The sequence below is a fragment of the Bradyrhizobium sp. KB893862 SZCCT0404 genome (assembly GCF_018130885.1).
GTDB lineage: Bacteria > Pseudomonadota > Alphaproteobacteria > Rhizobiales > Xanthobacteraceae > Bradyrhizobium > Bradyrhizobium stylosanthis.
The window spans coordinates 124620-136478 of the sequence record NZ_JAFCLT010000014.1; the positions used below are offsets into that span (position 1 = coordinate 124620).

Sequence of the window (11859 nt, forward strand, 5' to 3'; positions counted from 1 at the left end):
GGGGTTATGCGCAACCAGGTCGTGACATCCAGGCCGTGCCGGCGGGGATGCTGACGCGTGTTGCGACGGTGACATTATGCCCCTGTTTTGCCCGACAACGCAAACATCGTTGCGGCGTTCGCAAGCCCTTGTCCTCTCACGGGCCGGCTACTGTGCATGGGGTTGTTTTCGAACTTTTTGTTTGGAGAGCGCCCTTCGCCTGCCGCGCGGCGGAATGCGGGGCGCGGGAGGCGCGCAAACGCGATTGCGAAATCCGGCGTGCCCGCTCATCATGCCTGCACGCACCGCACCAACAAACATGCACAAGCGGCGCGCGAGGTTGGGAGAGAACGAATGCAACGAACGGCTCGCCTGCTGGCGCTCATCGCCGGGTTATGCGCCTGCGCGCCGACGACTGAAGCCGTCGCGCAGAAATATCCGACGCGTCCGGTCAAGATCATGGTCGGCTTCAGCGCGGGCGGTCCGGTCGATGTTGTCGCGCGCATCGTCGGCGATCGTCTCGGCAACAAGCTCGGGCAGCCCTTCGTGGTCGAGAACCGCGCCGGCGCCAACGGCATGATCGCCGCCGAAGGTGTCGCGCGCGCCGACGCGGACGGCTACACCATGCTCGCCTGCAACTCCTCGACCATCACGCTGAACAAGACGCTGTTCAAGGACATCCGCTACGATCCGCAAGCCGACTTCGCGCCGCTCACCACGGTCGTGTCGGCGCCGCTGGTGCTGGTGGTCAATCCGGAGAACCCCAAGACCGCCGACATCAAGACCGTCGCCGATCTCGTCGCCGCGGCGAAGGCCAAGCCGGGCGAGCTCGCCTACGGCTCGGGCGGCAACGGCAACCTCGCCCATCTCGCCATGGAGCTGCTCGCCCAGAAGGCCGGGATCAAGCTGATCCACGTGCCCTATCGCGGCGGCGCGGCGTCCGAGGTCGGCATCCTCGCGCAAGAGGTGCTGGCGGTGTTCGATCCGCTGTCCGCGGTGCCGCTGGTGAAGGCCGGCAAGCTGCGCGCGCTCGCGGTGTCCTCGGCCGAGCGGCTGCCGTCGCTGCCTGATGTGCCGACCGTCGCGGAAGCCGGCTATCCCGGCTTCGACATCTCGTTCTGGGTCGGCTTCTTCATGCCGAAGGCGACGCCCGCGCCGATCCTTCAGACGCTGCACCAGGAGATCGTCACTGCGGCCAAGGATCCCGCCGTGGCGGACAAACTCGGCTCGCAGGGCGTCGTCAGCGTGCTGACCCCGGCCGACTACGCCGCCAAGATCGCGAAGGAGACGAAGGATCTAGCCGAGGTCGTCGCGGCGGCGAACATCAAGGCGGAGTAGCGGGCGCTACTTCTGTTTGTCGTCCGCCGAAGCCTCCACGACGTCATGGCCGGGCTTGTCCCGGCCATGACGACCTCTTGTGAAACTCACACGTCCCTCAAAGCCACAGGATCTGCTTGCGATAGGAAAGATCGTTCAGCAGCGGTGCCGCCGGCCCCTGGTGGAAGACCGCGCCGCGCTCCAGCGCGAAGACGCGGTCGGCGAGCGCGAGCACGAGGTCGAGATTGTGCTCGACGATCACGATCGACATGTGCTTGCGGAGCTGGTCGAACACGGCGAACAGCTCCAGCGTCACCGCAGGCGCGAGGCCCTCGAAGGGCTCGTCGAGCAGCAGCAGACGCACATTGCCGGACATCGCGCGGGCGACCGCCACCATCTGCTGCTCGCCGCCCGAGAGATAGTCGGCCGCGACATTCATGCGCTCCTTCAGCCGCGGGAAGGTGTGCAGGATCTGCTCCTCGTCCCAGACGACGCCGTCGCTTCCGTCGGTCTTGCGGGCGAGGCGGCCGAGTGCGAGGTTTTCGCGCACCGTCATGCCGGCGAACAGCCCGCGCCCCTGCGGCACATAGCCGACGCCGCGGCGCGCGATGTCGGGGGCTGGCATGCGCGCGATGTCGGCGCCGCGATAGTCGATGCTGCCTGACGCGGCCGGCACGAGGCCGGCGATGGTCTTGAGCAGCGTCGACTTGCCGGCGCCGTTACGGCCCAGCAGCGCGACGATCTCGCCCTCGCGCACGTCGAGCGCGGCGTCGCTCAGGATGTGGCTTTTGCCGTAGAACGTATTGACACCCTCGAGGCGCAGCACGGTCTCGTGCGCGCCGGAGTCCTCCACGCTGCGGCGATGCTCGACGGGCGGAATGCCCTTGCCGGTGTAGATCTCCTGCACCCGCAGATCGGCCCGCACCACCCTGGGGCAGTCGGACATCAGCACCTCGCCCTGGTTCATCACAGTCACCACTTGCGAGAAGCCGAGCACGCGATCGATGTCGTGCTCGACGATCAGCACGGGAATGTTGGCCGCGATGTTCTTGACGAGGTTGGAGACCCGCTCGCGCTCGGCCGCGGCGAGGCCCGCCAGCGGCTCGTCGAGCAGCAGCACCTGCGGCTTCGAGCCGAGCGCGATGCCGAGATCGACCAGGCGCTGCCCGCCATAGGAGAGTTCGCCGCCCTCGATCTCCTCGATGCCCTCGAGGCCGAGGAATTTGACCAGCGCCGCGGTCTCGGCGTGGATGTCCTGGTACGCGTCGATGTCGTTCCAGATGTTGAAGCGCATCGGTCGCCGGGCTTGCAGCGACAGGCGAAGGTTCTCGTAGATCGAGAGTCCGCGAAACAGATTGGTGATCTGAAACGATCGCGCCAAGCCCTGATGGCAGATCAGGTTCGCCGGCACGCCCGCGATGTCGCGGCCCTGCAGACGGATCGTGCCCTGGTCCGGCGCATAGAGGCCGGAGACGAGATTGAACAGCGTGGTCTTGCCGGCGCCGTTCGGGCCGATCAGCGCGTGGATCTCGCCGGCGGCAACAGAGAGGCTGGCGTTCTCGACGGCACGGATGCCGCCGAACTTGCGCGAGACACCGCTGACCTCGAGCACGGTGCCTTGCAGCGCGTCCGGCCGCAGGAAGTCCGGCAACGGCAGGCCGTGATAGATCTTGCGCCGGCTCATCGCGGCCTGCTCTTCGGCCGGAGGACGCAGGCGCCGCATGACGAGCGCGCCGATGCCGACGAGGCCGCCGGGCGAGTACATCACGAAGGCCACGAAGGTGAGGCCGAACCAGAACAGCCAGTCCGACGTCCAGATCGAGAACAGCTCCCGGAACAGGATGAAGAACAGCGCCCCGAGCGCGGGCCCCAAAAGGCTGCGCATGCCGCCGATGACGACCATCGCCAGCAGCTCGCCCGCGAACGGCACCGAGACCGCTTCGGCGGAAACCAGATAGTTCAGGAAGCCGATCAGCGCGCCGGCAAGGCCGGTGACGACGGCGGAGATCACGAACACCGCGAGCTTGTAGCGCTCGACCGGATAACCCTGGAAACCGGCGCGCAACTGGTTCTCGCGGATCGCGACCAGCACATGCCCGAACGGCGAGCGCACCAGCCGCATCAGCACGTAGAGCACGGCGAGGCCGATCACCGCGACCACGATGTAGTAGTTCAAAGCGCTGTCGAAACTGAAGGGACCGATGCCGCCGCGCTTCAATCCGCCGAGCCCGTCCTCGCCCCCGGTGAGGCTCGTCCAGCGGAAGGCGGTGGTGTAGACCAGCGCCGCAAGCGCCAGCGTCAGCAGCGAGAAATAGACGCCGCGCCGGCGCAGGATCAGCATTCCGATCGCGGTGGATGCGATGGCGACGACGATCATCGACCCCAGCAGCGGCATAAAGATCTGCCCGGGAAAGAAGCGAAGCTGGATCAGGCCGGCGGCATAGGCGCCGATGCCGAACCAGGCGCTGTGGCCGAACGAGACGAGGCCGGTATAGCCGATGCAGAGGTTCAGCCCCATGGTCGCGATCGCCAGGCCGACGATCCAGGTGCCGGTGTTCAGGGACAGGCCGAATGCCTTCAGCAGGAACGGCAGCGCGATAACGGCGATCGTCGCGATCAGCAGCGGCTGCAGCTTCGCGGCTGAGGAGGCGGTCTTCATTCGAACTTCTCGATGCGCTCGCCGAGCAGGCCGCGCGGGCGCACCAGCAGCACCAGGAACATCAGGATGTAGACCGAGGCTTCGCCGGCCGCCGGCTCGAAGTGAATGGCGATGCCGCGGACCACGCCGACGAGCAGCGCCGAGATGACCACGCCCCAGAAGCTGCCGAGACCTCCGATCACGACCACGACGAAGGCGACGGTCATGATCTCAGCGCCCATGGCCGGATGCACCGTCGTGATCGGTGCGAAGAAGGCGCCGCCGAGTGCGGCCATGCCGACGCCGAGCATGACGATCGCGGTCATGTATGGCTGCAGCCGGATGCCGAGCGCCGCGACCATGTCCGGCCGCTGGATGCCGGCGCGCACCACGCGGCCGAACGAAGTCTTTTGCAGCAGCAGCCAGATCCCGAGCAGGATCGCCGCGACCACGGCGAGGATCAGCAGGCGATAGCGCGAGAACAGGAAGTCGCCGACGATGACCGAGCCGCGAAAGCTTTGCGGGATCTCGGTCGAGACCGGCGCCGCGCCCCAGATCATGCGGATGGCCTGTTCGGCGACCATCGCAAGACCGAAGGTCACGAGCAGGCTCAGGATCGGATCGGCCGTATAGAAGCGCCGCAGGATGAAGCGCTCAAAGAGGATGCCGAGCAGAGCGACCGCGAACGGCGAGATCACCACGGAGGCGCCGAAGCCAAGGCGTTTCGTCAGCTCGACGCAGACATAGGCGCCGAGCGCATAGAAGGCGCCATGCGCAAGGTTGACGATGCCGCCGACCGAGAAGATCAGCGAGAGCCCGAGCGCGATGAGCAGGTAATAGCCGCCGAGCACGAGGCCATTCACCACCTGTTCCAGCAAGAACTCGAGCTGCATGTTGCGTCCATCGCCTTTGATGAAGAACGGCGCCGGCTGGGCCGGCGCCGTGGACGTCTATCGGCTGGGCCCGTTCGTCAGGCCTTCATCTCGCAGGGGTTCTGCTCCCTGGTCGGATAGATCGTCTCGAGCGCATCGTTGGCCACCGGCACCGCATCGCCCAGCACCAGCATGTCCCACTGGTCCTTCATCTGGTCCTTCGGCTTGACCGTGAACGGATAGGCCTCCTGCACCAGCTGGTGATCCCAGGCGCGGAAATAGGCCTTTCGCGCTTTCATGATGTCGAATTGGGACTGCTTCTCGAAATAGGCGATCAGCTCGTTGCTATCGGTCGACTTGGTCGTGTTGATCGCTTCGGCGAGCAGCTTCAGCGTGATGTAGTCGATCCAGGCGTGGTTCTCCGGCGGCTTGCCGTACTTCTTGGTGAACGCGGCGACGAAGGCCTGCGACGCCGGGTTGGCCAGCGTGTGATACCAGACCGTCGGCCAGGTGCCGCTGAGATTGCCCGCGCCCGCGGCCCAGGCATCGCCGGTGTTGAGATTGAAGCCAACCAGGGGATAGGGCAGGCCGAACTCGGCATATTGCTTGACGAGATTGGTCACCTGGTTGCCGGCGAGGTTGCAGCAGACCACGTCGGGCTTGGCCTGGCGAACCTTGAGCAGATACGGGCTGAAATCGGTCGCGTCGGTCGCGATCAGCTCGTCGCCGATCAGGTTCGCATCATGCGTGCCGAAGAACGCCTTCGCGGCCTTCAGCAGGTCATGGCCGAAGATGTAGTCGGCCGTGAGCGTGAAGAACTTCTTGCCCTTCACCATGCCCTTCTGCGACAGCGCGGTGCCGACCGCGTTGACCATCACCGTGTTCGGGATGTCGCAGTGGAAGGAGTATTTGTTGCAGTTCTTGCCGCGCAGCGCGTCCGATCGCGCGCCGGTCGAGAAGAACACCTTCTTGTTGCGCTCGGCGACCTGCATGATGGTGAGCGAGGATGCCGAGGAGATCTCGCCGAGCAGCACCACCGCGCCGTCCTGCTCCAGCATGCGCTGCGCCTTGGTCGCGGCGGTCGCGGGGTTGATCGAGTCTTCCGAGAGCAGGTCGACCTGCTTGCCCAGAATGCCGCCCGAGGTGTTGATCTCTTCCGCCGCGAGCTTCACGCCGAGCTGCGCGTAGCTGCCGATCACGCCGAGAAAGCCGGTGAGCGGCGTCAGGTGCCCGATCCGGATCCGTTCGGCCTGCGCCCTCACGATTGCGGGAAACCCAAATGCGGACGCGCCGACAAGGGCGGCGCCTGCCCGTAACACCGTCCGTCGCGGGTAGCGGATCATGTCTGTCTCCTCCCGGGTGCATCGTGCCTCTCTTCAGAACCGGGTATCCGATAATGTGAGAGATGTTCTTTTAATGCTGGAGGATAATCCCGAACGCCGTTGCCGGTGTCAACCGGCAAAATCGCCACCCGTGCGGAGGTTCAGACTTTTTGCGCGAACGCCTTGTGCGCCCGGTCCTTGGCGCCGAACTCGGCCGACAGGCGGTCGGCGGCGGCCTGCACGACCTGCGCTCCGGCGTGCAGCGCCTGGTTGGAGAGCCGCCAGATCGGACCGGAAATGCCGAGCGCGCCGATCACCTGTCCGGTGAAATCGATGACGGGCACGGCAACGCAGCGAACTTCCGGATTGAACTCGCCGTCGTCGAACGCGACGCCGGTCCGCTGCACTTCGGCGATCTCGCGCATCAGCACGCCGGCATCGGTGATCGACTTCGGCGTCGACGGCTTCAGCTCCGCGCGATCGATGAAGCGCTTGAGCTGCTCGGGGCGAAGCGAAGCCAGAATGATCTTGCCGAGCGCGGTGCAGTGCGCCGGGCGCACCACGCCGACGCGGTCGGTGAGCTGGAACGCGCCGGGGCCGCTGGTGCGCGCGATGACGACCACGGCATCGCCCATTCGCACGGCAAAATGGCTGCTTTCGCTGGTCTGGCGTGACAGCTCCTCCAGCACCGGCGTTGCGACATTGACCATCTCGATCTCGTCGAGCGCGCTTGCGGCGAGCGCGAACAGCGGACGGCCGATGCGGTAGCGCTTGCTGTCCCTCTCCTGGCGGAGGTAGCCGAGCGAGACCAGCGTCTTTGCCAGATGAAACGTCGTGGAGTTGTGCAGGCCGACCAGCTTGCTGAGCTCGGCAAGGCCGATCCCGTCGCGATGGCGCGCGACCTCTTCGAGGATCGAGAAGGCACGGCCAAGCGACTGCACGCCGCCGCCGCGCTGCTTGTCGTCGGCCTCGACGTCGCCCTCGGCGCGCGCAGCAGGGACCAGTTTGGCAACCGCGGCCTTGCGCGGGCTCGCGGGCTTTTCGCCGGTCGTCGGCTTGGTGCGCGATTTCAAGGACAAGGCCCCCTTCTGGTGAATCGTCGTAACTCCGTCGCTGCGAGACTAGCACGCAACGGGCGCCGCCGTGGGCGCGGAGCCAGGCGTTTCCTCAAACCGGCAGCCTATCACAATATAAATTGACGTACAGCATTATGAGAAATACGGTGCCCATGGCCCAGCGATGACCGGCCGCGTTCCTCCGCATCGGTCCACAAGAAGTCGTGGGCCGAGTGGGAGACGGGTTGATGTCGAAGAACATGCTCAACGGCGCGCAGGTCATTGTCGATTATCTGATCCAGGAGAAGGTGCCGCAGGTGTTCGGGCTCTGCGGCCACGGCAACATCCAGTTCATCGACGCGCTGTACGAACGTTCCCAGGAGATCAAAACGATCTCCGTGCATCACGAGAGCGTCGCCGGCTTCATGGCTGACGTCTATTATCGCGTCTCCGGCCGGCCGACCGCGACCTTCACTTCCTGCGGGCCGGGCTCGGCGAACTTGCCGATCTCGCTGGCGAACGCCTTCCTCGATTCCGTCCCGTTCATGGCGATCACCGGCAACGTGCCGACCAGCCAGTTCAACCGCGGCGCCTTCCAGGAGATGTACCGGCATCATCAGGCCGACTTTCCCTCCACGGTGCGCACGATCTGCAAGAAGGTGTTTCAGCCGACGCGCGGTGAGATGGTGCCGCTTGCGGTGCGGCAGGCTTGGAAGACGATGGTGACGGGACGGCCGGGGCCGGTCGTGGTCGACGTGCCCTTCGACGTGTTCATGGAGTCCGCGGCCGAAGAGGCGCCGAAGGCGATCGAGTGGAACGCGAACATCTCCAGCCGATGCGGCGCCGACCCTGATGGCGTGGAGAAGGCCGTCGACATGCTGCTGTCGGCCGAGCGGCCCGTGATGCTGGTCGGGCAGGGCGTGCGCTATGGCGGCGCGGCCGACGAGCTGCGCAGGCTCGCCGAGCGGCTTCAGATTCCTGTGGCCGCATCGGCGAGCGGCCTTGGCGCACTCGACGTCAATCATCCGCTCGCGCTCGGCCTCGTGGCGCGCGCCGGGCACTACCAGGCCAATCATGCAACGCGTCAGGCCGACGTGTTGCTCGCGCTTGGCGTCCGCTTCGACGACCGCACATCGAGTTCCTGGATTCCCGGCTATTCCTTTACGATCCCGCCGACAAGGCTGATCCATGTCGACATCGACCCCGAGGAGATCGGCCGCAACTATCCCGTTGCGCTGGGCTTGATGGCCGATGTCCGCACCTTCCTGCGACAGGTCCATGCCGAGCTCGACCGCCGCGACAACCTGTTCAAGAAATCCGATGCGCGCAAGAAGTGGCTGGCGCAGATCGACGGCTATCGCAAGGAGTGGGACAAGTTCGTCGCGCCCGGCTTCTCGGATGACACCACGCCGATCAATCCGCAGCGCGCGGCCGCCGAGATCGACAAGGCGCTGCCCGAGGATGCGATCCTGGTTTCCGACATCGGCGTGCACCACAACTGGCTGCTCGGCTTCTGCAAGCCGAAGCGCCCGGACTCGCTGATTGGCTCGATGGGATTTGGCCCGATGGGCTTTGGCGTCGCCGGCGTGATGGGCGCGAAGTTCGCCGCGCCCGATCGTCCCTGCGTCTCGGTGTGCGGCGACGGCGCCTTCTTCATGCATGCCAACGTGCTGGGTACGGCGGTCGAATATAATCTGCCCGTTGTGTGGGTTGTCTGGAACAATTACGCCTATGCCTCGATCCGCGGGCTGCAGCGCGGCTATCTCGGAGGGCGAGAGCTTGCGACCGACTTCAAGCACCCCGAAACAGGTGAGCGCTACAACCCCGATTTCGCGGCGATGGCGCGCTCCTGCGGCGTCGAAGGAGTTCGGGTCGATCGCGCGGGCGACCTCGGCGAGGCGATCCGCAAGGGCATCGCCGCCAACAGGCCCTACCTGATCGACGTCGATATCGCCGCCGACGTCAATCCCGCCGGTGCCGGCGTCTGGGAGCTGCCCGGCCTCGGCCAGAGCAAGGCCGGCATCGGCACGCGCTTTCAGCCGGGCTGATCCCGGACCCATCAATCAAGAACATATCGGGAGATGGAAATGACGCTCGCAGGCAAGAAGGTCGTCGTGATCGGCGGCTCCTCAGGCATCGGCCTTGCCACGGCGGAGCTTGCGAAGACGGAAGGCGCTGACGTGATCATCGCCTCGCGCAGCGCCGCCAAGCTCGATCCCGTTGCCGAGCGGCTCAAGGTGACGGCGATCCCGACCGACGTCACCAGCGACCAGAGCGTCGCGGACCTGTTCCGCCGCACCGGCCCGGTCGATCACGTCGTGCTGACCGCCGCGCAGCTTCGCACCGGACCGTTCAAGACGGTTGCGATGGAGGACGTGCGTGCGACGATGGAAGGCAAGTTCTGGGGCGCCTGGCGCGTGGCGCGCGAAGCGGAGATCCGGCCGGGCGGCTCGCTCACGCTGGTCACCGGCTTCCTCAGCGTTAGGCCGCGGCCGAACTCGGCGATCATCAGCGCGGCCAATGGCGCGCTCGAATCGCTCGCCCGTGCGCTCGCGCTCGAGCTTGCGCCGGTGCGCGTCAACGCGGTGTCGCCGGGCGTGATCGATACCCCGATCCGGGCCGCGATGCCGGAGGCGGCGCGCAAGGAGATGCTGGCGAAGACGGCTGCGGCTTTGCCGGTCGGCCGCGTCGGCATGGCCGAGGACATCGCCCGGCAGATCGGAAGCTTCATGAGCAACGGATTTGCCACGGGCTCGATCGTCTATGTCGACGGCGGCGCGCTAGTAAACTAGGGAGCACGATCATGGCCGAGGAGAGCAATGGCGCCTTCATCCGCAACATCGCCGAGGTGCCCTGGCGCGAATTCCCCAACCATTTTGGCGGTGCGCTGTCGAAACCGCTGGTGATGCCGGAGACGGCGGGCTCGCGCCGCATCGACTACCGCATCTCGATGTACCAGCCGATGGCCTATGTCGCGCGCCATCATCACAAGGTGCAGGAGCAGGTCTATCACGTGCTCGACGGCGAGGGGCTGATGGAGATCGCGGGCAAGAACCATGTCGTACGCAAGCACGATGTGATCTTCCTGCCGCCCGGAGTCGAGCATGCGATCTCGAACTCCGGTCTGACCGACCTCGTGTTCCTGGTCGTGACCTCACCGGTGACGGACGACGACAAGCCGGTGTGAGTCAGCTCGAGGATCGTTCGCGCGATGCCACGCGGATGGCGCGCATCTTCGCGCCCTTTGTCGCGCGCGCCGCAATCATGCTGCGCGCCTTGTCATGTGCCGAACCGCTCTTGCGCAGCAGGGACGCGAACCGCTTGCGTGCGCGGTTGGCCGACAGCCGTGCCGCAAGCTGCTCCGCCTTTCGCATGATGGTGACGACCGAGGGCGTCAGGTTCACCGGAACCCAGGCGATGTCCTTCGACTTCGACAGGCTTCCGATGCCTTCGCACGGCGCTTCGCGCGGCAGGTCGATCCTGATCGCGAGAGCTTCCGAACGCTCGGTCCAGTCCTCGGCCTTGGTGCCGGTGATGATGCGGACATAGTCGCGCGTCTCGCGCGGCAGCTCGCTCTCCCTGGCCAGCCATTTCTGGATGCGGCCGGGCCCTGCGTTGTAGGCGGCTGCGGCGAGACCGAGATTGCCGAAATCGTCGCGGAGCTTGCGCAGGAATCTTGCCGATGCCGGCAACGCCTTCATGGGATCGAAGGGATCGTCGAGGCCGACTTCGGCGGCTGTCTCCGGCATGAATTGCGCGACGCCTTGTGCGCCGGCGGGGCTGACCTCGTTGGAGCGGAAGCGACTCTCCTGCCAGAGCAGGCGCGCGAAGAACGGCACGGGAATGCCGCTGGCCTCGGCGGCTTCGCGCAGCGCGTAGCAGAATCTTTCGGTCGGCGAAGCCGGAGCCTGCACGATGGTCTCGACCATGCGCGGCGGCTCAATCGTCTCCTCGTAGGCCGCGCGTGCGTTCGCAAGTTCAATGGCCTGCACGCTTGCAAGGAAGAGCTCGACGAGGGGAACCAGGGAAGGCCCGCGATCGGCCTTCGGAAGGGAGTTGTCGACGTCTTCTGCGTGCCGGGACGTCGTCGAGCCGACGTCGCACATCAAGATCAGAAACGCAGCGCAAGCCGCGACGAGAAATCGCATCTCGGTAAAAGTCCTCGAACTGTGGGGGAACGACCGGCGCGACCGGTGACGAGGACTTCATTAACCGTAATTGCGGCGAAGCTGCGATTCCGCGGAAGGGCCGGTGTTAGTACGGTGTTCCCGCAGCAAGAACGAGCTGCGTCGGCCCGCGGATCTACGGGGCCGCGGCGCTATGAGCGATATTGCAGGTCAAACCGGCGGCGCCTACGCCTTCGGAAAATCCTTGCGCATCGCGATCTCGGCGGCATCGCCCGGCGACAGCACGGTCTGGTCGAAGGCGGCCTGCGGTTTGGTCATGATGTCGTAGAGCGAGATGCCCTTGATCGGCTTGCCCATGAGTTCGCGAACGCAGTCGGCGAGCGTGCCGTTGTAGACCATATAGGGCGGACCGCGGTCCTTCTGCCTCTCGCCCTTCAGCGATGGCCATTTCTTCAGCTCGGCCGGCGCGTCATAGGCGATCGGCGATCCCTCTTTGAACATGCGTTTGGCCCCGGTGGCTTGGATCGCCGGGAATCCTAGAGCCGCCGG

Annotated in this window: 10 protein-coding genes; 4 read left to right on the top strand and 6 right to left on the bottom strand. The window is 65.7% G+C overall.

The features are described 5' to 3' along the window. Positions 1-333 precede the first annotated feature (333 nt). Positions 334-1317: a Bug family tripartite tricarboxylate transporter substrate binding protein gene (locus JQ617_RS36375; protein ID WP_212030552.1), complete on the top strand. Its 984-nt coding sequence runs from the start codon at positions 334-336 to the stop codon at positions 1315-1317. 97 nt (positions 1318-1414) lie between these two features. Here the strand turns inward: JQ617_RS36375 and JQ617_RS36380 are convergent, their stop codons facing one another. The 4 genes from JQ617_RS36380 to JQ617_RS36395 form a co-directional block, all read right to left on the bottom strand. Beyond that, on the bottom strand, positions 1415-3955 hold the full coding sequence (locus tag JQ617_RS36380; RefSeq protein WP_212030553.1) for a branched-chain amino acid ABC transporter ATP-binding protein/permease: 2541 nt from the start codon (positions 3953-3955) through the stop codon (positions 1415-1417). Then, entirely contained in the window at positions 3952-4827 is an 876-nt protein-coding gene (locus JQ617_RS36385; protein WP_212030554.1) for a branched-chain amino acid ABC transporter permease, read from the bottom strand. Before JQ617_RS36385 ends, JQ617_RS36380 begins: the two co-directional genes overlap by 4 nt. Before the next feature lie 77 nt (positions 4828-4904). Continuing rightward, on the bottom strand, positions 4905-6149 hold the full coding sequence (locus tag JQ617_RS36390; protein ID WP_212030555.1) for an ABC transporter substrate-binding protein: 1245 nt from the start codon (positions 6147-6149) through the stop codon (positions 4905-4907). A gap of 140 nt (positions 6150-6289) precedes the next feature. Further along, positions 6290-7207 (bottom strand): IclR family transcriptional regulator, encoded by a 918-nt coding sequence (locus JQ617_RS36395; protein ID WP_212030556.1) that lies wholly within the window; start codon positions 7205-7207, stop codon positions 6290-6292. Between the two features lie 224 nt (positions 7208-7431). Between JQ617_RS36395 and JQ617_RS36400 the strand changes: the two genes are divergently transcribed. From JQ617_RS36400 to JQ617_RS36410, 3 genes are read left to right on the top strand one after another with little or no spacing between them, the layout of a single operon-like run. Continuing rightward, complete coding sequence (locus tag JQ617_RS36400) at positions 7432-9231, top strand: thiamine pyrophosphate-binding protein (RefSeq protein ID WP_212030557.1); 1800 nt, start codon at positions 7432-7434, stop codon at positions 9229-9231. A 39-nt stretch (positions 9232-9270) separates the two neighbouring features. Continuing rightward, positions 9271-9975 (top strand): SDR family oxidoreductase, encoded by a 705-nt coding sequence (locus tag JQ617_RS36405; protein WP_212030558.1) that lies wholly within the window; start codon positions 9271-9273, stop codon positions 9973-9975. An 11-nt stretch (positions 9976-9986) separates the two neighbouring features. Next, positions 9987-10370, top strand: coding sequence for a cupin domain-containing protein (locus tag JQ617_RS36410; RefSeq protein ID WP_145664098.1), 384 nt, complete (start codon positions 9987-9989; stop codon positions 10368-10370). Between the two features lies 1 nt (position 10371). Here JQ617_RS36410 and JQ617_RS36415 read toward each other — a convergent pair whose 3' ends face one another. Both JQ617_RS36415 and JQ617_RS36420 read right to left on the bottom strand, forming a co-directional pair. Next, a complete protein-coding gene (locus JQ617_RS36415; RefSeq protein WP_212030559.1) occupies positions 10372-11331 on the bottom strand; it encodes a lytic transglycosylase domain-containing protein in 960 nt (319 codons plus the stop codon). A 204-nt stretch (positions 11332-11535) separates the two neighbouring features. Next, a complete protein-coding gene (locus tag JQ617_RS36420; RefSeq protein WP_063691562.1) occupies positions 11536-11811 on the bottom strand; it encodes a hypothetical protein in 276 nt (91 codons plus the stop codon). Positions 11812-11859: the final 48 nt, after the last annotated feature.